The following is a 25,702-nucleotide window of genomic DNA, read 5'->3' on the forward strand; positions in this document are numbered from 1 at the left end:
ATTCTATGAGATGGTTAAACGATACAAGGTTTGTGGTTTCCTCACTTCTTTTGCTCATCCTTGTATTTTCATACCTTCTTTATCGAAACTTAAACAATCGATTCAATGATTCCACAAGTCCTACCATTGGGGTCATTACTTTCAAAAATAAAACAGTACTCCGGAAATACAATGATGCTGTGGTTTGGGATTTGATTGAATCCAAAACTGAGGTTAAAAACAGAGATACAATTCGTACCGAAGGCCTATCGGATGCCGTACTTACTTTAAATGATGGAACAAAAATCAATATTTCAGAAAATTCCATGATCCTCTTGGATATCTCTGATAAAAATATTAATATTAATTTTGCTTATGGATCTTTTGAAGCGGCTCGTGAAGGAACGGTTTCTGGGGATATGAAAATGAACATCACCGCCGGAGACAAAACTGTCGAAGTGGCAAAGGGTGATGTCAAACTTGATAAAACCAAATCAGAACTAAATATCAAAGTGGATCAGGGAGAAGCAAAACTCACATCCAATGGAAAAGAAGAAACCATCGCCAAAGACCAAATTGCCAATGTCACTGATTCCGGAGTGAAAGTTGGAAAACCAGTGTTTCGACTGGTTTTACCTGAAGATAGAAAGAATGTACTGTCAGAATCTGGATCGGAAAAAATTCAATTTTCTATTTCTGGTTGGAAACCTGATTCGGCAAAACAATCAAACCCCACTATTGAAATTTCACTTTTTCCTGATTTTTCAAAATCACTAATTAAAGAGAAATTAACAACTGCTAATATTTATAAAAAATTGAATTCAGGTTCTTATTATTGGCGTCTTTCTTATGAGGATCCAAGTAACAAATCCAAACTGACCACAGAAGTGTTTCAATTTAGGATTTTGAGTGATCCTGGGCTTCGCTTTTTTAGTCCAAAACCAAATGAAGTTTTTTCATTCACAAGAGAAACTCCTGTAGTTCGATTTGTTTGGAATCCTTTAGATCTTTATTCTTCTTATACTGTACAAATTGCAAAGGATAACGATTTTACAGAAGGTTTAGTTTCAAAACAAACTCAAAACCAATCGTTAGCTTTTGATTCTTTAAAAGAGGGAAATTATTTTGCAAGGATCCAAGCAAAATCAAATCTCCCGGGAATCGCCGAAAAATCTTCACCAATCTTAAGTTTTCAAGTATTGAAAAAAATAGATACCTCTCCACCGGAATTATTGGAACCGGCAAAAGGCAAAACATTTGCAGAAGAACAAACCAAATCACAACTTTTCTTTTCTTGGAAAGACGACAAAGACTTTAGTGGATATGAATGGGAACTAAGTTCTGACTCGAATTTCCAATCCAAATTAAAATCAGAAAGTACGAAAAATAATTTTTTAAAACTCACTGGTGGACTGGGGCTCGGGACATACTTTTGGAGGGTCAAAGGAATGATCGGTAACGGAAATTCCCTCGATTCAAAATCGGGTTCCTTTACCGTGATTGCCAAAGAAGAAATGGAATTAATTGCACCAGCAAACGGTGCTGAGGTGGAAGTTGATGACAGATCCACAGCCATCCTAAAGTGGAAAAAATTAACAGGCAAAACTAGTTATGAAGTGGAGATTGCAAAAGAAGCCGATTTCCAACCAGTTTTGATAAAAGAAACCGTATCAGGAAATTATTTTGAATTTAAATCCAAAGATTTAGGACGTTTCTTTTGGCGAGTGCGACCTACCGGTTCGGATTCAGATACAAGTGCGACTCGCAATTTCCAATTGATATCCAATATGGAGCCCCCAAGTCTAACCACTCCCACAAGAAATGAAACTATCGATTTGTTTACTAGAAACTCTATCCTTTTCACCTGGAAAACAGTGGATAAGGTTTCCGGATACCGGATTCGTTTGATTGATATTTCTGGAATTAGAGAGAAACAGATTTTAAGTGAACGTGTAGGAACCACCAAACTACAGTTTAGTGACATTCAAAAACTCAACGTGGGTAGATTCCGTTGGGAAGTGGCGGCCTTATACAAACAATCCGATGGATCGGAAAAAGAGTCTGCTTATAACAAACAGGATTTTTTCATTTCTGTTCCGGAACTAAAAGTCCCTAAAATCCTTACTCCAGGAAAGATTTATGTGGAATAAATACCTTTCCTATCTATTGATTTTTTTCTTTTTAGGTTCTTCTGTATTTTCAGAAAATACGGGGGAAGAAGTGGTACAACACCAACTACGGTGGATGGATGTAGATGGGGCCACTGCTTATGTTTTAGAAATTAAAAATTCCAGCGGGTATCTAGTTCTTTCGGAAAAAGTAAATGGAACTAGCTATGATTTGGTCAATTATACATCCGGAATTTATGAACATCGAGTGGCAGTTGTAAACAAACTCGGTAAAGTAGGAAGTTATTCTGACTGGGTCAAGTTTGAGGTTGTGGTTTCCAAAGTTCCTACACTGACTAAGGATTCTGTATTTTCAGTATCGAAAGAAGAAAAGGAAAAAGTATTTTTACTAGAGGGAAAGGATTTTATCCATCCCATGAAAGTTTATATGGTGACAGGTGGGAAAAGAATCCTTGCTAAAAAAGTTACGATTGAATCAGACTCTGTTGCCAAAGCCACCTTTGCCGTGGATGCCGATACGGATACAGGGATTTATGATTTAGTTTTAGAGAATCCAAGGAATAAAGTTCTTACCGCAAAACAACGAGTTGTTTTGTCTGATTCAAAAGAAAAGGCTGCGATTTTTGCCGCAAGACAAGAACGAATTGTTCGAAAGGAAATTCCCGAAGATTATTATGAAACTCCGTACTTTTCAACTCTTTGGCGTTCGACGGTAATGCCTGGTTGGGGCCAAAAATACATCGATGGAAAAAATTGGAAAGTTTATGTTTATCCTCTTGTTGCCGTGTCTGCAATTGCCGTTTATGCGAGCTCTTATAACAAATTTATCGCTGCTCGATCCGATTACCAATCGGCTGTCCTTCTTGGTGCCGTCCTTGCAGAAAGACAAGATGCGCAAGCTCTATGGTTAATCAATCGAACCAATGCAGAATCTAAGTTCAATGCCGCTAAAACGGAGTTAGGTGTGATCCAGGCGGGAGCCGGGGTTTTAGGAGTGTTTTTAATCTATAATATTGTAGACTCTTATTTTTCGGCCAAACGAAACGTAGCCAATATGGAACCAGGATTTCCTTTGGGTGAGTCAACAAAACGAATCCAAGCAAATGTTACTTCTGAAGCAGGTTGGAACCAATCAAAATTTGCCTATGAATACGGGTCAAGATACCAAATCGAATTCTCTTCACGTTTCTGACAAAAAGCTTGTTTAGGGAAGGACTTCCTTCCAAGCTGATTTTATGCCGATTCCCATCCTTCGATGTGACAAAAACACAAACCAAACCTTTGAACGTTTCCTCGCAGGCGCCAAAGAGGATTTAAGTTCTGCTACAGAAAAAATCCTTCCGATTTTAGAGGCTGTCAGAACGAGAGGGGATCAGGCACTCCTTGAATTGACTGAGAAGTTTGACGGCATCAAACTAAGTTCTGTAACCCTCGATCCGCATTCCATCCAAACCAATCTTGATCCAAAAATTAAAGAAGCCTTCCTTCGGGCCAAGGCCAATATTGAAACCTTTCATGAAGCACAAAAAAGAGAATCTTGGTCCAAAACCATTGATGGCAATCGGTTAGGTGTTAAATACACTGCAATCCCTTCGCTTTCTGTTTATGCGCCAGGGGGAAAGGCATTATATCCATCCAGTGTTTTAATGGGAGTGATTCCTGCAAAGATTGCCGGTGTAAAAAATATCCAACTCATCACACCTCCACAAAAAGATGGGCTTCCTGAAATTCTCATCTGGCTTTGCCAAATTCTGGGAGTGAATCGCATTGTGACCGTCGGTGGAGCCCAAGGGATTGCTGCGGCTGCTTATGGAACAGAATCCATTCCCAAATCAGAATTCATTGTAGGGCCAGGAAACGCTTATGTAGCAGCCGCCAAATCCTATTTAGCTGGTAGTGGACTCATAGGCATTGACAGCCCTGCAGGTCCAAGTGAGGTCTGTATCATTGCAGATTCGAGTGCCAATCCGAAGTGGATTGCATGTGATATGTTATCACAAGCAGAACATGGCGAGGATTCCTCAGCCATTTTACTCACAACAGAAGAAGAGTTTGCCAAACAAGTGAGCGAGGAATTAGAAAAAGCTTTTGTCGAGCGCCCGAAACGTTTAGAGATGAAACAAAAATCTATCTATAAAAATTCTGCCATTTTAGTTTTTGATAATTTAGAAGATTGTATTTGGTTTTCGAATGAACTGGCTCCGGAACATTTAGAAATTCAAACAAGGAACAATGAGTCCGTCTTTTCAAAAATCGAACATGCGGGAAGTGTTTTTATTGGCCCATATTCTCCTGTGGCTATGGGTGATTATATCAGTGGAACCAACCATATCCTTCCCACTGCACGCGGAAGCCGAATTTATTCTTCGTTAGGTGTGGATACCTTTTTAAAACGAGTCACTTTTCAAGAAGTCACAAAGGAATCATTAGAAACCTTATATCCTTTTGTTAAGTTAATGTCTGAATTGGAAGGTTTGGATGAAGAACACGGAACCAGTGTTAAAGTTCGTACAGAGGATTCTATATGATCGTTGTATCGGATATCATCGAATTAAAAAATCAAATTACCTCTTGGAAGAGAGATGGTTTGTCGATTGGATTTAGTCCCACTATGGGAAGTTTACATGCAGGTCATATGGATTTAGTAGAGACTTCCAAAAAACAAACAGACAAAACCGTTGTCTCTATCTTTGTCAATCCAACCCAATTTAATGATCCTAAAGACTTCGAAAATTACCCAATCAATACGAATACCGATTTAAAGTTATGCGAAGAGAAAGGGGTAGATTTGGTTTTTTTACCGGATGTAAAAACCATGTATCCAGAAACAAAAACTCCCATACTTTTAAGTATCCCTGAGTTACAAAAAAATCTTTGTGGTCGCACAAGGCCCGGGCATTTTGAAGGTGTATTACAAATTGTTTCTAAACTTTTCCATTTAACGGAGCCAACAAAAGCCTTCTTTGGACTCAAAGACTACCAACAGTTCCGAGTCATTTCCGCTATGGTAGAAAACTTAAATTTTCCTTTGGAAATTGTAGGTGTTCCCACAAAGCGAGAAAGTGACGGGCTTGCGATGAGTTCGAGAAATGTAAGATTGTCTGAAAAACATAGAGAAACAGCAAGTCTCATTCCTCGTATGTTTGCGCTCGCAAAAAAAACAATCCTTGGCGGTGAAAGGGATATTCACTTACTAAAAGAAATCCTTCGTGATTTTTTACTCACAGGGGTTTCTCTTCGGATTGATTACTTGGAAGTAGTGGATCCAATCGATCTTCAATCCAAAGAAAAATTATCTGGTGAGGTTCTACTCGCCTTGGCTGTGTTCGTTGGTGAAGTGCGACTCATAGACAATCAAATCATTCCCATTCCTAATTAATCAGTATGGCAAAAGAAATCGAAGATCGTAAATTTAGTGCTAAAGATGTAATCTCTGATTCCAAATCCTCTTTAGTGAATTTAAGTGGAATTCCGGAGTCGGCACACTCCTTTGTCGTTGGGTCTTTGTATGAATCACTCAAAACAGATTCTACCTTTTTAATTGTCCTTCCTACAAACCAAGATGCCGAAAGTTTTTCCCGTGAACTCCTTAGTTTTTTGCCACAAGATGAAATCTTTTATTTCCCAGGGCCTGAAAACATTCCTTATGAATATACTAAGTGGCAAGTAGAATGGAAAAGAGATCGGATTTTAACCATCAATCGAATTCTCTCTGGCAATCGTTCTCTTGTCGTAACTTCTGTATCAGCGCTTTTACGGAAACTGCCTATCAGTGAAAGTTTAAAAGGAAAATCGATTTCATTGAAGTTGGGAAAAGATTTTCCACTCGATAAATTATTATCTGAATTGGTACATTTAGGTTACCACCGGGAAGAGGTTTGTGAACAATTTGGCCACTTTAGTTTGAAGGGTGGAATTTTAGATATTTATACTCCTTATTTAGCAAACCCGGTGCGGATCGATTTTTTTGGAGATACTGTCGATGAAATTAGAACCTTCGACCCCAATACCCAAAAATCCATTTCAAAAATCAATGAAATCATTATTACGGCTGCGAATGAAACTATCGTTAGTCGAGAGGAAAAACTTAAATACCTAGAGGAACTGGAAAAACATAAAGACAAACGTCTTCCGATTGATTCGGAATTGGAAATTATAGAGGAACATTTGCCTTTGGTTCGCAAACACGAAGGTTTCCTTAATTTTTTTCCCAAAAAACCAATTGTAATTTTTCCGAGATTCTTTGATACCAAGGAACGTTCTTATGGAATGGAGAGAGAATACAACACTCTCTATGATAAAAAGAAAGAGGAGTCCCTTTGTTTAAAACCCGAAGATTTATTATCTTTTGGGGAAGAGTGGAACACTCTTACTTCTGATGATACACCAGGAATCCGTTTTTCTCTTTTGCCCGACAACCAAAGAAATTATTCTTATGAACCAATCACTGAAGTTAAAGGATTTCGAGGGAAAATCCGAGAGGCAAAGGAATACTTTTTAGAATTACTTACGGAAGATCCAAAAAATAAGATCTTCATTACTTCATCCTTTTCCGCACAAATGATGCGCCTGAAAGGTTTATTCTCTGAAGACGAAGTACAAACAGCGCATTCTGACTCAGAAGAACCACTTCCCATTCCCTTCGATAAAATGAATCCAGGGATTCATTTAGTAATTTCTGATCTCAAACGTGGGTTTCATGTTTTAGAGGATAATGTTTATATTTTTACGGACAATGATTTATTTGGCCGCCAGTATAAAAGGAAAACTCGTTATAAAAAACAAGCCTCCCAAATGATCGAATCTTTCATTGATTTGAAAGAAGGTGATTACGTTGTTCATGTCAATCATGGTGTTGGCCGCTTTGTTAAAATTGAAAGAACCAAAGCTGATGGAAAGGAAAGGGATTTTTTAAAACTAGAGTATGCTGGTGGAGATAGTTTATTTGTTCCATTGGATCAAATTTCTTTGGTTCAAAAATACATTGGGGGAACGGATTCACCCAAACTTGATACTCTCGGAAAAAATTCTTGGAAAAAGGCAAAAGACCGTGTCCAAGAATCTGTTGATAAATTAGCCGAAGAACTAGTGTTACTTTATTCGAACAGGATGAAGTTGAATGGATTTGCGTTTCCACCCGATACCATTTGGCAAGAAGAGTTCGAGGCAGCTTTTGAGTTTGAAGAAACCCCTGACCAAATCACTGCCATCGAGTCTGTGAAACAAGATTTAGAATCGGTTCGACCAATGGATCGTTTGGTTTGTGGTGATGTAGGATATGGAAAAACAGAAGTAGCGATTCGTGCTGCCTTTAAGGTAATTATGGCCGGAAAACAGGTGATGCTTCTTACCCCCACAACCATTCTTTCCTTACAACATTTTAATACATTCAAACAACGTTATGAAAACTATCCCGTAAAAATTGCCTTTGTTTCCAGGTTTCGTTCGGCGGCTGAGATTCGGGAAGATTTAAAGAATTTTTCTGAAGGAAAAATTGATATGCTCATTGGAACACATGCAATTCTTTCTTCTAAGGTAAAACCAAAAAATTTAGGTCTATTAATTATTGACGAAGAACAAAAGTTTGGTGTCACTCACAAAGAAGCCATCAAAAAATTCAAGAACCTTGTAGATGTTTTAACTCTAACAGCAACTCCTATTCCAAGAACCTTACATATGGCTCTAACGGGAATTCGAGAATTGTCTATCATTTCCACTCCACCAAAAAACAGACAAAGTGTAGAAACTTATGTTTTAGAAGAAGATGATACTTTGATCCAAGAGGCCATCCGGAAGGAAATGGAACGAGGAGGACAAATTTTCTATCTTTACAACCGTGTGGAATCAATTGAGGAAGAGGCAGCTTATGTTCGTTCGTTGGTTCCTGAAATTTCGGTAGGGATTCTACATGGACAATTAACAGAAGATGAAATTGAGGAAACCCTTGTTGATTTTTACGAACGTAAATACGATATTTTAGTGACTACCACAATCATTGAATCGGGCATTGATATGCCAAATGTCAATACTCTCATTGTCAAACGAGCCGATATGTTTGGACTTTCCCAACTTTACCAAATTAGGGGGCGCGTTGGTCGTTCTGATAGAAAGGCCTATGCTTATATGTTTTATCCTTCTAAAAAACTGATGACCGAACTTGCAGAAAAAAGATTAAACACAATTTTCGAATACCAAGAGTTAGGTTCCGGTTTTAAAGTTGCGATGCGCGATTTAGAAATTCGGGGAGCAGGAAACCTATTAGGAAAAGAACAATCGGGTGATATCATGGAAGTGGGTTTTGACCTCTATGTAAAAATGTTAGAAGAGGCCATTTCTCGGATCAAGGGAGAGGAAGTGCGAGTGGAAGTTCGCACAGCGGTAAATCTAAAAACCAACTTTTATCTTCCTGATGATTTTATCTCAGACACAAAACAAAAAATTGAATTCTACAAACGTTTTGAAGGTTCCGCGAATTTGGACGAAATTGAGGAACTTTCCCTGGAGATGGAAGACCGGTTTGGAGAACTTCCGCAAATTGCCAAAACCTTTGTGGAATTAGAGAAAATCCGAACTTTGGCATCCAACTTAGGATTTGAATTTGTGACCGAAAAACCCGAGGAAATTCTATTCAAATGTGGAACCTATTTTCGGGGAAATCCAGACCGTGTGATCCAGGCCATGGCCAAATTTAAAGGGCTTCTCATCTCCCCTCAAGAGCCATCTGTATTACGTTATACGATTCCGGAAAGGGAAGATTTGCAAAAAATCAAAAAACTACTTTCTCTTTTAGAATTTTTAGCCGCTTAATTTTTAAGCAGGGGAATCAAACTGGTTTCGTCAAAAAAGGATAGACATTGCGGGAATTGGCGAAACCATCATCACAAATCCTTTCAGGCACTAAAATAATATGACTAAAATCCTTCCTTTGTTTGTTTTTTTGGCATCACTTTTCCTCGTTCAGTGTTCGGACTCCTCTCCGGTCATCGAAACTTTGGATAACCATAAAATTACAGTAAAAGACTTTGAAGCGGCGTACGACACAGCTCTTGATTCCATCAGCCGTTTGCAAAATATCGAAAAAAAGACCCTTTTGGAATTCATTGAAAAAGACATCGCAGAAGTTCCTCAAAACTTCCAAGATTTGAATTACCAACTCCAAAAGAAAAATTTCTACCAAACCTACCGACAAATGATCATGACTCGCCTTGTTGCTGAAAAAAATGGTTATATCTCTCGTCCGGACGTGGCAGAAGTGATCAAACAAGTTGAGATGCAAACCATTGCACAAATGTATGTTTCTGAACAAGTAGAGAAAAAAATCCAAATCACTGACGAACAAGCAAAGGCAGAATGCGAAAGACTTCGTGGATTAGATCGTAATATCGCAAACCTAACAATTGATAAATGTCTTACTTTTGCAAAGGCACAAATCAAACAATTACAAACCCGGGAACAACTTCCTTTAGTAGTAGAAAGAATCAAAGAAGAAGTAACAATCAAACGTAACGATAAATTTGATTTAGACGCATACCTTGCTCCTAAGAAAAAAGTGGAAGAACCAGCTGACGAGAAAAAATAAGTCGGAATGGACAATACTTTAAATGCGTTTCTCCGTGGCATCATCGAAGCTGCCACGGAATTCCTTCCTGTTTCTTCTACGGGACACCTTTTCCTCTTCAGTTACTTTTTCCCCTTTCAAAATCTAACAGTCGACCATGAAGCCTTTGAAGATTTATTTGATATCTTCATCCAAACAGGAGCCATCCTATCCGTGGTTGTTTTGTACTTCCAACTTCTTTGGAAACAGACCAAAGGAGCGGTTCTTTTCCTTACAAAGAAATCCGAAGATAAATCTGGATTTGAATTTTATCGTAATTTAATCATTGGTATCCTTCCCATTTTGATTTTAGGTTTTGTTTTTAAAAGTAGTTTGGATCAGATCAAAATGAGACCTGACTTACTTCTCATCCTTGGACTTTCTTGGTTAGTGGGTGGACTCGTTATGGTTTTTGTGGAATGGAAACACTATGACGAAGGCGATGGGAAAATAATTGGAATTAAAGAATCCATTTTTGTTGGAGTCTTTCAATGTTTTGCCCTTATCCCTGGTGTATCCAGGTCGGCAGCAACCATCATCACGGCTAGGACACTCGGTGTATCCAAAAAAGATTCTGCGGAGTTTTCTTTTTTTCTTGCAATCCCCGTTTTGACATTAGCAGGAATTTACAAACTTTACAAACATAGAGCCATATTAAATTCCGAGACAATTGGACTGCTTTTATTTGGAAGTGTTATATCTTTTGTGATTTGTTACTTTATCATAAGACTTTTTATGGCTTTTATCCGTAGAAGGAGTTTTTTATCTTTTGGAATTTATCGTATCCTTCTTGGCCTTCTTGTAACTTTATATTTCCTTCGTGGTTAAAAAACCTAAGTAAAATTCTTTTTTATCCACATGATTCGTTTGATCAAGCAGATACATAAATAACTTTGTATTCTGCTTGTGAAATTTGTTTCGTAAAAATAACCTTTCCGACCATATAACTGATTCTGCATATTGTCCATTTTTGTATAATGCCCTTGCTGTCATAAAAAGGTAATCTTCGCGGACGGGATTTTTTTTCGACGCTAACTTTAGATTTTCTATTGCAGGTATCCAATTCTTTAGTTGGTATTGGAGTTTTCCAGCTAATGCAAAGAAAGTTGGGTGGGAATAATTTTGCATCAAAGAAGTTAATCGTTCGAGGATTTCCTGGTAATTTCCTTGTTTGGTTTTCTGTTTGATTTCCAAATATTCGTTCCTTATCGAATCAGGAAGTGACATTCTCGGGTTTGCCGGGGAGAATTCTATCTTTAAAAAAGAAAGGTCGTCTGTAATTTCGCCGCTATTTTTTATTTCGTTCACTAACGACGGAAGGATTGATTCTGATCTTTCCACTAATCGTAAGATTAATGTTTCGTCTTCATTGATGGAACGAAATTCTTCTTCCTCCTGGCCAAGTCCTAAATCATCTCTCCCATCCGATCCAATGAGTAAAACATCTCCCGCTAACAAAGAAAAGGTTTTGATTTGGAAATAATGGTCATTTTTTGGAAAACCCAGTTTTCTCATGGAAAGTTCAGTTTCAATGAAAGAGGCAACTCCATCGCGGTAAAGAATACTCCAAGGGTGTTCTGCATTGATATAATAAACGAAACCATCCTTTCCTACCATTCCTAGAACCACACTTGACAACATGGAACCATCAAAACTTACAAATACAGATTGGAGTTCTACATAAAGATCTTTTAACCAAAGTTCGGGAGGTCTAGATTTCGTATAACTCGACTTTGCACGAGAAAGTACAGCTTGGAAGACAACTCCAAATACCAGGGCACCACCAGCTCCTTGGATGGATTTACCCATGGCATCTCCATTGGCAAAAACAGTATAATCGCCATATTCTAATTGCACTGTGCCCACAACACAGATATCTCCTCCGATTTCTCCATCCTTTCCGCGAAACTGAAATTTTTTCTTTTGGTTTACATAGGTTTCAATTTTAATTTCTGGAAGGCGATTGTCGATTCTGGCAAGGGGATGGATGAGAAGTGAGGTTAAAAAATAATCTCCATCTTGTTTTTCCTTTAGAATTTGTAACTGATTGAGTGATTCGTTCAAAGCATCAGTTCTTTCTTCTACTTTTTTTTCTAGGTTTTTGTTTAGGTCTTCCACCTCTTCATTTAGTTTTACGAAGGAGTTGGCTAAGATGATGGCAAGAGATATATTAAATACAAGGAAAGTATAACCCATAATCCTTGGAAATACCCAGTAATTCCGATTGGTTGCTAAATCAACGATAGCAGCAAATAAAACAATGGTGATCCCAATAGTTATGTAAAAAGCTCTCCTTTCCTTTTTTCGTAAATGTTTGAATAAAATGGCAAAAATTAGTATAACATAAATTAACCAAGTAGGTTGTACGAAATTTGAAAGTAAAAAACTGAAATTTTCAATATTGTGAGTGAATGCAAAATATAGAAAAAATCCGAGTTGTAATCCATCTAAAATTTTTCCAAGAATGCTATATCTTTCATCAAACAATGTTCTAAGAAAATGATACATAAATGGTATCAAAAGTAATATTGTCATGTATTCCATTTTTTTCATTTCTAAAAATGGAAATCCAAACTCATATTTAAGTTGGTTTCTTAGAAAATTATAAACTACGAATGAAAATGAAAATAGTGCAAAAAATAAATTTTCTCTATCCTTCCTCCTGCGAATGAACAAAAAGAGGAAATAACCTCCAACAGTGGAGTAAATTGTTAAAAACAGTAATTTGATAAATTCATCTTTATAAAACCTGGAAGTGATTTTTTCTGTCGGACCAAGAAGGGTTTCATCTTGTTCAATACCACCTGAGTTTCCGAAATAAGGTTGGATTTTTATTATTAATAGATTTTTTTTTCCGTATTGGATTAAATTTGCAGGAACATGATAAATTCTGAGTTTGTCATAGGCTTGCGGATCAGATGAATCCCATAGACCAGTTTTCCCAATCAAATGTCCGTTGAGATAAGTTTTATCCCGGTCATTAATGATACCGAGCCTGAGCGTATACTGTGTGGACTGGTCGTTTGGAAACTGAATCCACTTGGCGATGGTAACAATTTTTTTAGAAGAGTAGTCTTCTTTTTTTGTATATAAACTACCCGGGATAAAAACGCGTTTCCATTGAATTTTGGAGAAGTTAGATTCCGTAATGGATGAGATTTCTTCTGTACTCAGATCTTCGTCTTTCATAAACCAAAGACTGTCTGGATCATTTCCCTTGGAATCAAGTGACACTACTTCCATTGTTTTTGTAGTAGAATTTGTGATTGTTTGCGAATGGAGTAGGGAAAAAGAAAAGACAAGAAAAATGAGGATCGGTTTTATCATATATAAACGAACTCTTACGTTCCTAACTGTGTAATGTTTCCAAATGGATACAAAATGGTCATTCGATTAAAGAAGAATAAAGAAAAAGCAATATTAAATTTTCATCCTTGGATTTTCTCTGGGGCCATCGCCTCAGAAGAAGATGGTTTGACTCCTGGTTCCATTGTACGAGTGGAATCCTGGGAACATAAATTTTTAGCCTGGGGTCATTATGATCCTAAAAGTCAAATCCGTGTACGTTTGTTCTCTTTTGACTTAGAGTTGGATGGTCGGGAAGGATCTTTTTGGCTCAGTCGATGGGATTCCATTTATGAATCTAAAAAGAAACTACTCCCCAAAGATACAACGGGGTTTAGGTTATTTCATTCGGAAGGAGATCAGGTTCCAGGAATAGTAGTTGATTGTTATGATAAAACAGCTGTTATGCAATTGAAAACTCCTGGTGCCTTGAGTTTGAGAAGTTTACTTGTTTCTTTTTTGGAAAGTAAAGGATATGAAACTATTTTTGAAAAAGGTGAGAAATCAGAAGGCAAACTCGACGTTAATTCTATTTTTCATAAGGGGAAGGAAGACGAACCTGTTTTTTCTGAATATGGAATCAAATTTATAGCAGATATCACGAAAGGCCAAAAAACAGGTTTTTTTATCGACCAAAGAGAAAATCGAGCTCTTCTTTCTCGTTATGCGAAAGATAAAAAAGTCCTAAATACTTTTTCTTATTCTGGTGCCTTTTCTCTCTACGCTTTGTTAGCTGATGCAAAATTAGTCCATAGTTTAGATATCTCTAAACAAGCAATCGAACTTTGTGAAAAAAATTTGAATTTAAATGGGCTTAGCTCCGAAGGGCCAGACTCTAGACACAAAGGACTCGTTTTAGATAGTTTTGATTATTTAAAAACAATGGAATCTGGACTTTATAATTTGATCATTTTGGATCCACCAGCGTTTACCAAAAGTATTTCCACTGTGGTTCAAGCAAGCCGTGGTTATAAAGACATCAATATGCGAGCTATGGCAAAAATCAAAACAGGTGGTCTTATTTTTACCTTCTCCTGTTCGCAACATATTTCCTTTGATTTGTTCAAAAAAATAGTATTCGGCGCCGCTAAGGATGCCAAAAAAAGAGTTAGAATTTTGCACCATCTAACCCAGAGCCCAGACCATGGTTATTCTGTCTTCCATCCCGAAGGAGAATACCTAAAAGGACTTGTGATTCAGGTTGATGGCGATACATGATCTCATACATTGGTGAAATCTTAGAATGAAATTTACATCCCTTGGTTTTCTCTTATTTTTCCTTGTCGTATATTGTTTACACTGGGTCTTCCGTGGCAAACTTAGATTGGGTTTTTTGTTTTTAGCTTCTTTAGCGTTTTATGCAGCTTGGTCGATTCCCTTTGCCTTCCACTTCTTTGCGATTGTTGTATTAAATCATTTTTTTAATAAACAAATCTTAAAAAACAAATCATCCTTTTGGTATCCAGTTTCTTTGTTTGTCAACTTCGGAAATTTATTTCTATTTAAGTATTTTTATTTCCTTTGGGCTCTTCTTTTTCAACTTACTGGTTCATTCTTCTTTGCACCCGAATCCATCCAAACTTTCCTCAACTCTCAGTTCGGTGTCGATTCCATTACCTTACCTCTGGCGATTAGTTTTTATACCTTCCAAATGGTTGCTTATACCATTGATATCAAACGGGGGAACGCAGAAGAAAATCCAAATTTTTTGCAGTTTGCACTGTTTATCTTTTTCTTTCCGCAGTTGGTCGCAGGTCCCATTGTCCGTCACGGAGAATTTTTTTATCAGTTAGAAGTTTGGAATGCAAAGAAGGAACAACTTTTTGAAGGTTACTACTTAGTATTTTTAGGACTTTTCAAAAAAGTAGTTCTCGCTGATAATTTATCTCCAGTCATTGAACCTGTTTTTCAAAATCCCGATCAGTATGATGGAGTCACAAACTTAATCGCAATTTTTGGTTATGCGGCAAGGGTATTTTGTGATTTCAGTGGTTATACGGACTTAGCAAGGGGACTTGGTAAATTACTCGGAATCAATTTACCTGAGAACTTTCACGCTCCCTATCTTTCGACTTCCGTTCGCGAACTTTGGACAAGATGGCATATGACACTCGCGACTTGGATCAAAGATTATATTTACTTTCCGTTAGGTGGATCCCGTGTTAGCGAATACCGAGGTTATGTAAACTTAATTGTAACCTTCACTTTGGCTGGATTTTGGCATGGTGCCAATTTTACTTTTATCATTTGGGGATTTTTACACGGGTTTATGTTGAGTTTAGAAAGAAAAATTGAACTCATTCGAAAACCAGACAAAACAATCAAACTCCCTAAGTGGAAAAAAATATCGGGATTTGTTTATACGTTTTTGTTTTTTGTTTTATCGATTCCGTTTTTTAATGCCCCCTCTGTTCAGAATGCATTATCCATGTATGTAAACGTTTTTACAGGTTCGGCTGGGGAAAGAACAAATAAATCAGAACTTGTTCTTTATAGTTTGATTCTTACTTTTTTACTTAATTACTTACAAACCAAACCTAGTTTTCCAAGAGAAAATTGGTCTACCAAAACTTCTTTTGGATTTCTATTAATATTTTCTTTAGTTGTTACCATATTATTAGGTTATCTTGCACCAGGAGGAACGGAATTTATTTACTTCCAATTTTAATATGAACTCTAAATTTAAATTTCCAGTCGTTTTTTATCCCATCCTTCTTTCTCTTTCGCTTTTTCTTTTGGATAAAATTTTCTTTTTGCCAATCATTGTGGAGAACACCTATAGTTGGAAAAAAATTGAAAGAAAATTTTATGAATTAAAAGAAGATCTCTTTGAGGTGATGTTGGAGGAAAGAAAAAAGAATCCTTCAAAGGAAATTGGACTGATTCTTGGAAGTTCAAGGTCTGGTGAATTTGATTCGGAAATGTTGGAATTATTTTTTCCAAACACAAATTCCTTTAATTTTGCAGCTCCTTTTGGTCCGCCAAGTTTTCAAGCCTATTGGTTAGAAAGGACATTAAAGTCAAAACTTCCTCTCCGTTATGTTTTGATTGAGGTCGACCCACTTCTATTTTCACAAGCAGCCATTGATTATTCTCTCAATGGTTCTTATGACAATGAATATGTTCTTAGCCAAATCGATTTATACAGAACCAGATCCAAAAACCCTTGGGAAATTTCTGCCAAGGGATTTTCTACTGATGAAGTCGAAATTTATTTATTAAAAAAATTGTTTGCTTTGTATAAATATCCTTTGGATCCAACAGCCATCAAAGCCAATAATAAAGAAATTGAAGTTGGTTTTTTTCCTGGTATGTCCGTTGGAATTACTGGTAAGGATCACAAACGAAACTATATCGATAAAATCAAACATGTAAACCGCGTAAAGTTTGGAGCATTGCCCAACGAAATCAAGTTTGCAAATATGGATGTTTTTTTAGAAAAAGATGCTGAGGCCATGTACAATCAGTACCTACGTGGACAGGCACTGGCTCCGACACAAATCTATTTCTTTAAAAAGATGTTAGAGTTATTAAAGGGAACGGGAATTCCTGTGATTGTCTATTTCCCAGCAGTTTCCGATGCACTTCGAAGAAGGATGGCAACAGATGGCCTTTTGGAGAAGTTTAACTTAGAGATACAAAAGGCAGTGTCTCTTGCAGCACAAACTCCGAATTCCAAATTTACAGTAGTAGACCCGAATACGGATCCTCGTTGGATTTGTAAGGATTTTGTGGACTCTCTCCATTTGAGTGGAGCTTGTTTCCCCAATTTACTACCAATTCTATTTCCAAAAACTGTTCGTTAGGTTAGGTTCTTTTTTCTTTCCGTTTTTCTAATTCTTTTTTTAGAAAACGGAAACGAAAAACCAAATATCCAACAGCGCTCAAAACAAGAAAAATTCCGGAACCCCAACCAGAAGCGGCATCGATCCATTTTTTTTCTTCATCAGTATTTGTAATCCAAAGCGAATGGATTAGAATGAGAGCTGAATATAAAAGTAGATTGAGAACCATATAAATTGTGGTTTTTTTTAAAACCCAAAGTGTGTCGCCCATCTCCTCTCTAAACTTTGAGAACTCTACTAAAATTTCTTGGTAGGTTTTGTTATGGCCCAATCGGTACACATCGTAGGCTTCCTCCATTTCCGGATCTTTTGCCTTTCCATCCAGCAAGACAAAGTCAAAGTCCAATTGTGAGTCGTATTCCTTTCGTTTGATCGGGTTGGTTAAGGTGAGGTAGGCCCGTGTTAGTTCTAGGATTTTTTCCTTGGCCTCTAAAATGCCTGCTCCCTCCAGCCTTTGCCAAAACTCCAATTCCTTTAGGTAAATGGCTTCGATGGTTGCGTTCGTGGATTCTTTGGTGACCCCTAAGATTGCGTAATAAGTTTCCCGTTTTGTCCAGGCCATATACCCTTTTTAGTCCCTATCTTCTTTGCTTTACAAGGAAATTTTCTGGAAAAACATATCATTATGAACCCATCTTTGACAGAAAATCCAATTACAGAAAACCCCATCCAACTGGGAAAGGTCTATATGGAGACCTATGGCTGTCAAATGAACGAATATGATTCTGGGATTGTAAAAGAACTATTCCGGAAAGAAAATTACGAATCAGCCGAAACAATTGAAGATAGCGACATTATTTTTTTAAATACCTGTGCTGTTAGAGAAAACGCACATGCCAAAATTTATGGTAGGTTACAATCTCTAGGATACCTAAAGAAAAAAAATCCTAACCTGGTCATTGGTGTTCTTGGCTGTATGGCTCAGAACTTAGGGGATGATTTATTTCACCAAGAACTTCCTTTAGATTTGATTGTAGGACCTGACAATTACAGAACTCTACCCGAACTCATTCAAAAAATTAGAGGGGGAGAACGGGATGTTCAACTAACGCGTCTTTCTCGGACTGAGACATACGATGAATTAGAACCCAAAGTGGTAAATGGAATTCAAGCCTTCGTGACCATCATGCGTGGTTGTAATAACTTTTGTACATTTTGTGTTGTGCCTTATACGCGAGGACGGGAACGAAGTCGAGAACCGGAATCCATCGTTGCAGAAATTCTTAAATTAGAAGAGATGGGTGTCAAACAAGTCACACTTCTTGGACAAAATGTAAATAGTTATTCCTATGAAGACACTGACTTCTGTGCGCTTGTCGAAAAAATTCTCGCTGAGACCACAGTAGAAAGGGTTCGGTTTACAAGTCCTCATCCAAAAGATTTCCCTGATCATTTGATTTCTCTTATGGCAAAAGAAGAACGATTTTCTTCTCAAATCCACATGCCACTACAAGCAGGAAGTTCAAAAGTATTACGAGATATGAAACGAAGTTATACGAAAGAAGAGTATTTGGAATTAGTGGCAAGTATCCAAAGCCGAATTCCAGACATTGGAATCACTTCCGATATTATCGTTGGTTTTCCAGGAGAAACAGAAGAAGAGTTTCAGGAAACCTTAGAAGTCGTGAAAAAAGTTAAGTTTGATATGTCTTATATGTTCAAATACTCAGAACGAGAAGGAACCATTGCAAAAAGAAAATTTATCGATGATGTCACTGAAGAAACAAAAAGCAAACGACTGATTGAACTTGTGGAACTTCAAACCAAAATTTCTCATGAAAAAAACCAATCTAAAATTGGGCATGAGTTTTCTATTCTCATTGAAAACACTTCTAAAAAATCCAAACTAGAGTTATGTGGTCGTTCTCATTGCGGACGTATGGTGGTATTCCCAATTCCAGAAGGTTCATCTACAAATCCTTCTGATTGGATTGGAAAAACAGTAACTGTTAAGATCGAATCAGCAACAAGTGCAACTTTAAAAGGAAAGTTAGTTGTCTAAACCTGTTGATTTACGAACTGTAAGAGTTCATTCCAAATCAGACTTACCACCAGGTTTTATGGTGGATACGGATCGTTTGGGTAAATGGAAACGTTTCAAACCGTCCATCCTTCGCATTTACATTCTAAAGGAAATTCTAAGCCCCTTTTTAGTGGCTCTTTCCTTTTTTACCATGATCTATATGGCAGTTGCCATCCAAAAGATGATTGGTCTTTTTGTGGGAAAGGGTGTCGATTTTTTCCGTCTCCTTGACTATATGGGTTATGTTTTTGGAAACACTCTTCCTATGACCATTCCCATGGCTTGTCTCATGTCAGGAATTATGGCAGCAGGTCGTTTGTCTGGAGATTCAGAAATTACTGCGATGCGCGCGTCCGGTGTTTCTTTCCCATACATTTATTCCAATTTTCTAGTTTTTGGTTTTTTAATGACCCTAATAGTTGGGTATTTGAATTTTTATTTGGGACCAGAAAACACACGTAAGATGAAGGATTTTGATAATTGGATTGCCACCTACAATCCGTTACTTGCCATCCAACCAGGTCAATTCTCAGGAGATAAAACCCAGGATTTTTTTTCAGAGAAGGGGCGAACCATGTATTCCGGCGGAATCGATGATAGCGGAAATCTGAGTAATGTCCAAATCCGAGAATGGGCAATTTCTGCAGATGGAACTGACATCATTATGGTAAACAATTTGGCGGTTCCAATGGGTGGATCCAAAATGTTACAGATCATCAACGCCAAAGAAGGTCTGTTAGTTGAGAAAAAAAATCTAAGCGGGGAATACGAAAAGTCTGTTCGTTTGCGAAAAGGTTATGTCATTGAGTGGGATCCTGAAACAAGTGCCATCGGTATCACAAACTTTATGGATGGGGAGATGGATTATAACACTCCTGCGAAAAAAGACACAAAAACAATGAGTATCAATGTAAAACCTGATACCTTTTCCTTACCCATGTTGTTTGAAATTCGAAATGCCATTGAATCCGAAGGACTCGAAAAAATCCCCGGTTTAGAAATTCTAAAGGAATACGGACTTTCGATCAAAGGTGTGGGTGGTTTGAAACAAATGGTCGAGCAGTTTAAGTATGAGCTCATTGTTGGTGCTACCTCTGGGAACCAAGAAGATATGGCCCAAAAATTTGCCCTTTTCACGCAGCTTTCCGAACTCCTAAATGAATCCAAAAAAACACTCACGGGTTTTAATGTAGAAATTCATAAACGATTCGCAACTCCCATCTCTTGCCAAATTTTCTTTTTTCTCTCTTTCCCTCTGGGCCTCGTTGTCAAACGTTCCGGAAAAGGGATGAGTTTCACTTTAGCCGTTATTTTTCTTTTGATCTATTATACTTTTTTTATTTTCGGTTCCGGAATTTCTTACAAGGAAAATGTTCCGGATTGGGTAGGGCCATGGTCTGCAAATATTGTGATTGCCACCCTTTCCATATACATTATGATTTCACGCACTGATGCTAAGTTGCCGGAGTCCATTCGGAGTCGATTGGGCTTTTATTACCGGTTTCGGGACCAGCTTGAAGAACGACTTGAATCGATAAAAAATCGGTTTCGAAAAGACAAATGAGACAAAATTTGCTAGAAAATTCCTCTCACTACAGTCCTATAGAATCAGTTGGAAATACAGGAGATCTGGTTTGAAAACATCTTATATTTGGAATCTTTCACACGGGCGCCCATTTCCGGTTGAGCTCTGGAAACATTCAAAAATCAAGATCCAAGTCAACCAAATGGACTTGAGTGAGCTCGATCGCATTGCGATCACTCCTAGTGATATACATATATTGTTTGTGCAAGTTTCGTTTGCTGAATGGAAACAAATCCAACAAACCATTACTTCTTTTGAAGGTAGTCCTTTTGTATCTTTGATTCTGGTTTCTTCTCCCGATGGAGCTGACCAAATCCAAGAGATAGTCCAATCGCACCCAAAATATTTAGTTTTAGAAAACCCACTCCATGTTCGTGAACTTAGGATGATTTTAGACAGAACCATCCAATCTGAATCTTACAAAGCAGCCGCGTTAGACATTGGTAATTCTTGTTTGGAGAATGTTGGATTTTTTGAAGGTGTATTTTCCTTGGCCCACCAAGAATACGAAGAATCCAAAAAGGAAAATGAAGCCTTACGTTCTATTTTACAATACGAGGAACTAGTGAAACGATCCCAAGCTGGAATCAACACTGCCTTAGAAAAAGTAAACGATATGAAAAACCAAGAGTTGATTGAACTTCACGAACGAGTGAAGGCCAGCCAACAACTAGATGAACTTCGAGAAAAGGAATTGAAACAAGCGCTTGAACTACAAAAAGCAACAGAACAAGTTTTAAACTATTCGCGGATCGAAGAGATGAATTTAGACAAAATTTTGCGTGCTCAAGATCGTTTGTTTGAATATACGGAACAAGAGATCAAAGAACTAGTCGAAGAGAACAGATCTTTAAAGAAGAAACTTGGTTTGATTTAAAAATCTTTTCCTACTTTTTCTTCTATGACAGCGTATTCTTTTGAATCCTGCCCATAGTGGATTTCTGCAAATCGCAACAAATGTTTTTTCTTTAGCTCTTTAAATTCGTAATATAGTTCTTGGTTTTTTGATTTAATGGCTGTTTGTTCCATTTTTTCATAAGACAAAGCAAGAAGTCTATGTGGTTCCGCTTCCGCTTCATTTTTTGAAGAAAGTTCCATATAACGATGAGTAAAATCAATGACTTGTAAGTAATTTTTAAAAGCTTCTTGGTGTTTGATATATTCTCGATAGATCCCGGATTTTAAATCGAGGTAGGGGGCACTTTCTTTTACCTTTGGATTTTCGATTTTATCCAAAAGATTCATTCCTTTCACAAGTTTAGCAACAGTTTGTGATCTTAGGTCAAATGTTTGTTTTTGAAATTCTTTTTCTTTATTTTCCCTTCGAATTTGTTTCTGCCATTCATATCGATCTTCGTAATAAACTTCCTTTTTTGAATCTTCTCTATTTTTATCGATGTTTTTTTTTCCCAATTCAAACAGATCGATAGCACTTGCATATTCTTTGTTGGCGTCTTGCCAACGTTTTTGAGAGTTTTTTTCATCGATTAAATTCAGAATGGGAATGGTTTCCAGTTTTTTCGAATCTTCTCCCCAAGGAGAACCCGATTCCGGTGTGGATGGCAAAATGGATTCCACACGGGTTTCTGTTGAAACCGTTTGTTTTGTATCTTTGGAGCTAAGAGAATAAGATCCTAGGAAAAACAAAGAAATCGCTAAAAATAAACTAGGAAATTTCATTTACAGGGAAACTTTCCTTGAATCCTAGATATTGGCAAGAACTATCAATCTATGGTACTAATTCAACGAAAAATGGAAATCACCAAAAAGATCGTTTTAATTGCTCACGACAACAGAAAAGAAGATCTTTTGGATTGGGTGAAATACAACAAAGGAACTTTAAGCAAACACCATCTCTCTGCCACTGGAACCACTGGAAAGTTGATTCATGAACAAATAGGCCTTCCTGTCTTTCGATTCATCTCAGGACCTCTTGGCGGGGACCAACAGATTGGTTCAAAAATTGTGGAAGACGGAATTGATTTTATGGTTTTTTTCTGGGATCCACTTTCTGCACAACCACATGATCCAGATGTTAAGGCATTACTTCGCATTGCAGTTTTGTATAATATTCCAATGGCTTGTAACAGATCCAGCGCTGACTTTTTGATTTCATCTCCTTTAATGGAAACAGAATATAACAGACAACTCATTGATTACGGATCAAGAATACCTGCAAAAAATTAGTTTTTCTTTAACTCCAAAATGTTTGGCTGTGGTCCCATGTCTTTTTTTGAAGATAAAATAAAGAATAGGATATAAAAAGTATTTAGAGATTGGCCATAGGAAAAAATCAATTTGGATTTCATCTGAGAGGATACTTGAGTTAATACCTTCGGCATCGTCTAAAAATAGATGTAAATGTTGAAATTTTTTAAAAGGCCCTTTCTCTTGTAGATCTTGAAAATAGTTATTTTTACTGTAAGATATATGTTTTGCAATCCAAACTGATTTCCAAAATGGAAGGATTTTCATTTCCAAAATAACTTCTTCTCCAATTTGAATTGATTTCGGAGCTTTGATGATTTTGACTCCTTTTTGTCCACCTACCAAAGTTTGAAAGCCAATGGGATTTTCATGGAATTGGAATAAAAGTTCTTTTGAAATAGGAAAACTAGACCTGTAAACAAATGTATTCATATTAGTTAGAAGGAAAATGAAGACAAAAGATGTGGTATCCGTTTAAAAAAAGTAAAAAGAATATAACGATTTCTGAAGAAAGTAAAAAAAGAATTGAAGAGGAATCTAATCGGGTAGGGAAACCACAAATTCTATTTTTAAAAGTTTATAGAGACCAAACAGGAATCGGCAATGTAATGGTTACGTTTACTGATAAAGCTGAGTTGAAACATGAATTTGTAAGTTTTGAAAATCAAACATGCGAAACATTATTATCTTTAGGAGAACTTCGATTCGAATTTGGAAAATTCTACTTTTATCCAAATGTAGATTTAGAATGGAAAAAATCACCTCGATCAGAAATTCATCAATTGGTCTCTAACTATATATTTTCTGAAAAACCGCTTTATCTAGAATCAGAAAACTTTTCAAAACTACGTCCGATTTTAAGAAATTGTTTTCAAAAGGAAGGAGTCGTTTCTGCATATTTTCAAAAAAATCTTTGCCAATTAGAAATTCCTAACCTAACAAAAGAAAAAGAAGAACGAATTTCGGAGGAGATCCTTACTTATCTTTCGTCTCTTTACGAGAGTCCGTGGGAAGGATGACATCATCTCCTGTTGCCAGTTCTTTTTCCCAACCACGGATATTGGGTTTAACAGAAGAAATCGATTTTCCAAGTTCAATGATTTCTCCTTGGAATAAAGTTTTACCTTTCCTTTGAAATTCTAACTTTGAATTTTTTTGTAATCCATCATCCTTTCCAAGAGAAACAATCACTTCATCTTTTTTGATTTTCAGGATTTTTCCTTCTTTGGGAAGTAAATCCTTAATTCGTTCTCCCATACGATGGATGACTGTGGGTAAACTATCGCGTCCTTTTTGATTTGTCGACCAAGTGGCAATGTCTCGTAAACTGTCTCTGTCATACAAAGAAATATCTAAACGAATGTCTCCATCTTTGATTTGGTATTTCCCGTGGACAACATACCGAATTTTAACTGCGTTTCTTCGTTTCGAATCTAAAAGGTGTAAGTTATCGATGGCAAAAGGAAGGGTTTGGGAAAAGGGATGATAGTTTGTTTCTTTCAGTAACCCTCGGATATAATTAAATTCATTTCCATCCACAACACGAACGGATTGTATTTGTTTTAGATTGTAACGTATCGCTTCTCCTAACAATCTCCCAGCTTGTAAATGGTAAGGAAAAGGCAAACTGGATTCCATATCGAATACATAAACTTCCGGGCTATAACGAACTGTATTTTCCTGGATTAAATTGGGATCAATTTGGAGGAATCCTTCTTTGAATTCGATGGATTCCTTTAGATTTTTGATAGAAAATTCTAATTTGTTTTGGAGTTTAAAGGAATTCGGATCTTCTTCTCTCAAACGTAACAATAGATTTGTATATTTAACTGCTTCACCTGTTTGGTTATAAAATTCCAGTAACTCCTTTCGGATGACAGGTGTTTGCGGGCTTAGGTCTTTCGCTCTTTTTAAATGAAATAAGGAACTTTTGTGATAAAAAGAATGTTTTTCGGAATAAAAACGATCTCTTCTATAATCGCCAAGTTCCCTCCTTAATTTTGATTCTTCTTTTTCTGAAACAATAGAATACTCTTCTGCTTCAAAACGTAAAATTTCATCTAAATCATCTAGTTGTAAAGCTCTACGATAGTGGTAACTAGCAAATTTAGTTTCACCCAGTTCCCAAGCCAAATTGGCTTCTAAACTATGATAAAGTTGGTTATCTGGAAATTCCCTTGCCAATTCATAAATAGTGCGAAATGCCCGTTTTTTGATTTCTTTGTCAGATAAAAAATTGGCTAAAATGATATCATGGTAAACGGAATAAAATCTCGCTTGTTCTCCCTTGGGATCGAGATTTAGAGAATTTTGAAGGGTCTCTTCAACAGTTGGTAATACTGATTTTAATTGGTTGGGGCGGAAATAATTTTGGTACAAAAGAACTTTTGCTTTAAATGCAAAACCTTCTGGATCATTAGCCTCTTTTTTTGTATAAGAATCAATAGAGTTAAAGGATTCGTTATAATTCTGTTTTGTGAAGTAAAGTTCAGCTAACATCCGTAACAATTCGGAAGGATCACCAAGTTTTGATCCTAATGTTTTGATTTTGTAGATAGCGGAATCTATTTTCCCTTGTTTCTGTAGGGTTTTTGCTTCGGTAATCCGTAGAGCTGTATGATTGGGAAATTCCACAAGCAGTGGGTCGATGAGTTTTGAAATCGTAGGATAATCCGAATCCAATAAATAAATCTCAGAAAGTCCCGTCACTGCGGGAATGTGTTTTGGTTCCCTATCTAAAATTTCTAAATAGAATTTTTTACTTTCTCGGAAGGCTCCTAATTTGAAACTACAATCAGCAACTCCAAGTTTTGCCTCAAGGGAGTTACGGTTTTTCTGTAATGCGGATTGGTAAAATTGAATGGCCTTTCGACAATTGTTTTCTGATTGGAACTGTTTTCCTTCAGCGATATCTTCTAAAGCATTTGGTTCCGACTGAAGTAAGGCAAAAGGTGAAATGAATCCAATTCCAAATAAGACAATTAAAATAAA

The 25,702-nt window shown here is 36.9% G+C and carries 19 protein-coding genes and 1 pseudogene; 15 read left to right on the forward strand and 5 right to left on the reverse strand.

From position 1 onward, the window contains the following. The first annotated feature begins 5 nt into the window (after positions 1-5). From EHQ16_RS15975 to EHQ16_RS16005, 7 genes and pseudogenes are all read left to right on the forward strand, one after another. Positions 6-2,129 (forward strand): FecR domain-containing protein, encoded by a 2,124-nt coding sequence (locus EHQ16_RS15975; protein WP_208742307.1) that lies wholly within the window; start codon positions 6-8, stop codon positions 2,127-2,129. Beyond that, positions 2,119-3,300, forward strand: coding sequence for an LIC11435 family protein (locus EHQ16_RS15980; RefSeq protein WP_135632208.1), 1,182 nt, complete (start codon positions 2,119-2,121; stop codon positions 3,298-3,300). The genes EHQ16_RS15975 and EHQ16_RS15980 overlap by 11 nt, the downstream gene beginning before the upstream one ends. A 43-nt stretch (positions 3,301-3,343) precedes the next feature. Then, entirely contained in the window at positions 3,344-4,636 is a 1,293-nt protein-coding gene (gene hisD / locus EHQ16_RS15985; protein ID WP_135632209.1) for a histidinol dehydrogenase, read from the forward strand. Beyond that, a complete protein-coding gene (gene panC, locus EHQ16_RS15990) occupies positions 4,633-5,487 on the forward strand; it encodes a pantoate--beta-alanine ligase (protein WP_135632210.1) in 855 nt (284 codons plus the stop codon). Before hisD ends, panC begins: the two co-directional genes overlap by 4 nt. A 50-nt stretch (positions 5,488-5,537) precedes the next feature. Next, positions 5,538-8,915 (forward strand): annotated as a pseudogene (mfd, locus tag EHQ16_RS15995) (transcription-repair coupling factor); the annotation flags it as partial. A 100-nt stretch (positions 8,916-9,015) separates the two neighbouring features. Further along, a complete protein-coding gene (locus EHQ16_RS16000) occupies positions 9,016-9,687 on the forward strand; it encodes a lipoprotein LipL31 (protein ID WP_135602823.1) in 672 nt (223 codons plus the stop codon). 6 nt (positions 9,688-9,693) lie between these two features. Further along, entirely contained in the window at positions 9,694-10,533 is an 840-nt protein-coding gene (locus tag EHQ16_RS16005) for an undecaprenyl-diphosphate phosphatase (protein ID WP_135632212.1), read from the forward strand. Here the strand turns inward: EHQ16_RS16005 and EHQ16_RS16010 are convergent. After that, positions 10,513-13,032, reverse strand: coding sequence for a SpoIIE family protein phosphatase (locus tag EHQ16_RS16010; RefSeq protein ID WP_135632213.1), 2,520 nt, complete (start codon positions 13,030-13,032; stop codon positions 10,513-10,515). The genes EHQ16_RS16005 and EHQ16_RS16010 overlap by 21 nt on opposite strands. Before the next feature lie 54 nt (positions 13,033-13,086). Here EHQ16_RS16010 and EHQ16_RS16015 point away from each other — a divergent pair, with 54 nt between their 5' ends. Genes EHQ16_RS16015 through EHQ16_RS16025 form a run of 3 tightly spaced genes read left to right on the forward strand, consistent with a single transcriptional unit; the run spans position 13,087 to position 16,856 of the window. Further along, entirely contained in the window at positions 13,087-14,268 is a 1,182-nt protein-coding gene (locus tag EHQ16_RS16015; protein ID WP_135632214.1) for a class I SAM-dependent rRNA methyltransferase, read from the forward strand. A gap of 25 nt (positions 14,269-14,293) precedes the next feature. Further along, the gene (locus tag EHQ16_RS16020; RefSeq protein ID WP_135632215.1) at positions 14,294-15,718 is read left to right on the forward strand and encodes an MBOAT family O-acyltransferase; all 1,425 of its coding nucleotides are present in this window, start codon (positions 14,294-14,296) and stop codon (positions 15,716-15,718) included. A 1-nt stretch (position 15,719) separates the two neighbouring features. After that, the gene (locus EHQ16_RS16025) at positions 15,720-16,856 is read left to right on the forward strand and encodes a DUF1574 domain-containing protein (RefSeq protein WP_135632216.1); all 1,137 of its coding nucleotides are present in this window, start codon (positions 15,720-15,722) and stop codon (positions 16,854-16,856) included. A gap of 1 nt (position 16,857) precedes the next feature. On the opposite strand, the gene EHQ16_RS16030 is transcribed toward EHQ16_RS16025, so the two are convergent. Then, positions 16,858-17,457 (reverse strand): J domain-containing protein, encoded by a 600-nt coding sequence (locus tag EHQ16_RS16030; RefSeq protein WP_135632217.1) that lies wholly within the window; start codon positions 17,455-17,457, stop codon positions 16,858-16,860. A 63-nt stretch (positions 17,458-17,520) separates the two neighbouring features. On the opposite strand from EHQ16_RS16030, the gene miaB reads away from it, so the two are divergent. The 3 genes from miaB (at position 17,521) to EHQ16_RS16045 (ending at position 21,380) form a co-directional block, all read left to right on the forward strand. Further along, positions 17,521-18,897, forward strand: a complete 1,377-nt coding sequence (gene miaB / locus EHQ16_RS16035) for a tRNA (N6-isopentenyl adenosine(37)-C2)-methylthiotransferase MiaB (RefSeq protein ID WP_135632218.1) — start codon at positions 17,521-17,523, stop codon at positions 18,895-18,897. Next, positions 18,890-20,482, forward strand: coding sequence for an LptF/LptG family permease (locus EHQ16_RS16040; RefSeq protein WP_135632219.1), 1,593 nt, complete (start codon positions 18,890-18,892; stop codon positions 20,480-20,482). The genes miaB and EHQ16_RS16040 overlap by 8 nt, the downstream gene beginning before the upstream one ends. Before the next feature lie 70 nt (positions 20,483-20,552). After that, on the forward strand, positions 20,553-21,380 hold the full coding sequence (locus tag EHQ16_RS16045; protein WP_135632220.1) for a hypothetical protein: 828 nt from the start codon (positions 20,553-20,555) through the stop codon (positions 21,378-21,380). Here EHQ16_RS16045 and EHQ16_RS16050 read toward each other — a convergent pair. Beyond that, positions 21,377-22,183 carry an FcpA-related putative periplasmic flagellar protein gene (locus EHQ16_RS16050; RefSeq protein ID WP_135632221.1) on the reverse strand — a complete coding sequence of 269 codons (807 nt, stop codon included), beginning with the start codon at positions 22,181-22,183 and terminating at the stop codon, positions 21,377-21,379. The two genes, EHQ16_RS16045 and EHQ16_RS16050, sit on opposite strands and share 4 nt — an antisense overlap. Before the next feature lie 51 nt (positions 22,184-22,234). Between EHQ16_RS16050 and EHQ16_RS16055 the strand changes: the two genes are divergently transcribed. After that, positions 22,235-22,690 (forward strand): methylglyoxal synthase, encoded by a 456-nt coding sequence (locus tag EHQ16_RS16055; protein ID WP_232227652.1) that lies wholly within the window; start codon positions 22,235-22,237, stop codon positions 22,688-22,690. On the opposite strand, the gene EHQ16_RS16060 is transcribed toward EHQ16_RS16055, so the two are convergent. Further along, positions 22,667-23,143, reverse strand: coding sequence for an SRPBCC family protein (locus EHQ16_RS16060; protein ID WP_135632222.1), 477 nt, complete (start codon positions 23,141-23,143; stop codon positions 22,667-22,669). The two genes, EHQ16_RS16055 and EHQ16_RS16060, sit on opposite strands and share 24 nt — an antisense overlap. Positions 23,144-23,172: 29 nt before the next feature. Between EHQ16_RS16060 and EHQ16_RS16065 the strand changes: the two genes are divergently transcribed. Further along, positions 23,173-23,730, forward strand: coding sequence for a hypothetical protein (locus EHQ16_RS16065; protein ID WP_135632223.1), 558 nt, complete (start codon positions 23,173-23,175; stop codon positions 23,728-23,730). On the opposite strand, the gene EHQ16_RS16070 is transcribed toward EHQ16_RS16065, so the two are convergent. After that, positions 23,687-25,693, reverse strand: a complete 2,007-nt coding sequence (locus EHQ16_RS16070) for a tetratricopeptide repeat protein (protein ID WP_425269961.1) — start codon at positions 25,691-25,693, stop codon at positions 23,687-23,689. The two genes, EHQ16_RS16065 and EHQ16_RS16070, sit on opposite strands and share 44 nt — an antisense overlap. Positions 25,694-25,702: the final 9 nt, after the last annotated feature.

The organism is Leptospira kanakyensis (genome assembly GCF_004769235.1).
Taxonomy (GTDB): Bacteria; Spirochaetota; Leptospiria; order Leptospirales; family Leptospiraceae; genus Leptospira_A; species Leptospira_A kanakyensis.

Bases quoted from the DNA above. Each gene is read 5' to 3' on its own strand.
- EHQ16_RS16055 (WP_232227652.1), top strand. From the start codon at position 22,235: ATGGTACTAATTCAACGAAAAATGGAAATCACCAAAAAGATCGTTTTA.
- EHQ16_RS16015 (WP_135632214.1), top strand. From the start codon at position 13,087: ATGGTCATTCGATTAAAGAAGAATAAAGAAAAAGCAATATTAAATTTT.
- EHQ16_RS16060 (WP_135632222.1), bottom strand. From the start codon at position 23,143: ATGAATACATTTGTTTACAGGTCTAGTTTTCCTATTTCAAAAGAACTT.
- EHQ16_RS16020 (WP_135632215.1), top strand. From the start codon at position 14,294: ATGAAATTTACATCCCTTGGTTTTCTCTTATTTTTCCTTGTCGTATAT.
- EHQ16_RS16030 (WP_135632217.1), bottom strand. From the start codon at position 17,457: ATGGCCTGGACAAAACGGGAAACTTATTACGCAATCTTAGGGGTCACC.
- EHQ16_RS16025 (WP_135632216.1), top strand. From the start codon at position 15,720: ATGAACTCTAAATTTAAATTTCCAGTCGTTTTTTATCCCATCCTTCTT.
- EHQ16_RS16050 (WP_135632221.1), bottom strand. From the start codon at position 22,183: ATGAAATTTCCTAGTTTATTTTTAGCGATTTCTTTGTTTTTCCTAGGA.
- miaB (WP_135632218.1), top strand. From the start codon at position 17,521: ATGAACCCATCTTTGACAGAAAATCCAATTACAGAAAACCCCATCCAA.
- EHQ16_RS16005 (WP_135632212.1), top strand. From the start codon at position 9,694: ATGGACAATACTTTAAATGCGTTTCTCCGTGGCATCATCGAAGCTGCC.
- EHQ16_RS16065 (WP_135632223.1), top strand. From the start codon at position 23,173: ATGTGGTATCCGTTTAAAAAAAGTAAAAAGAATATAACGATTTCTGAA.
- EHQ16_RS15980 (WP_135632208.1), top strand. From the start codon at position 2,119: ATGTGGAATAAATACCTTTCCTATCTATTGATTTTTTTCTTTTTAGGT.
- panC (WP_135632210.1), top strand. From the start codon at position 4,633: ATGATCGTTGTATCGGATATCATCGAATTAAAAAATCAAATTACCTCT.
- hisD (WP_135632209.1), top strand. From the start codon at position 3,344: ATGCCGATTCCCATCCTTCGATGTGACAAAAACACAAACCAAACCTTT.
- EHQ16_RS15975 (WP_208742307.1), top strand. From the start codon at position 6: ATGAGATGGTTAAACGATACAAGGTTTGTGGTTTCCTCACTTCTTTTG.
- EHQ16_RS16010 (WP_135632213.1), bottom strand. From the start codon at position 13,032: ATGATAAAACCGATCCTCATTTTTCTTGTCTTTTCTTTTTCCCTACTC.
- EHQ16_RS16000 (WP_135602823.1), top strand. From the start codon at position 9,016: ATGACTAAAATCCTTCCTTTGTTTGTTTTTTTGGCATCACTTTTCCTC.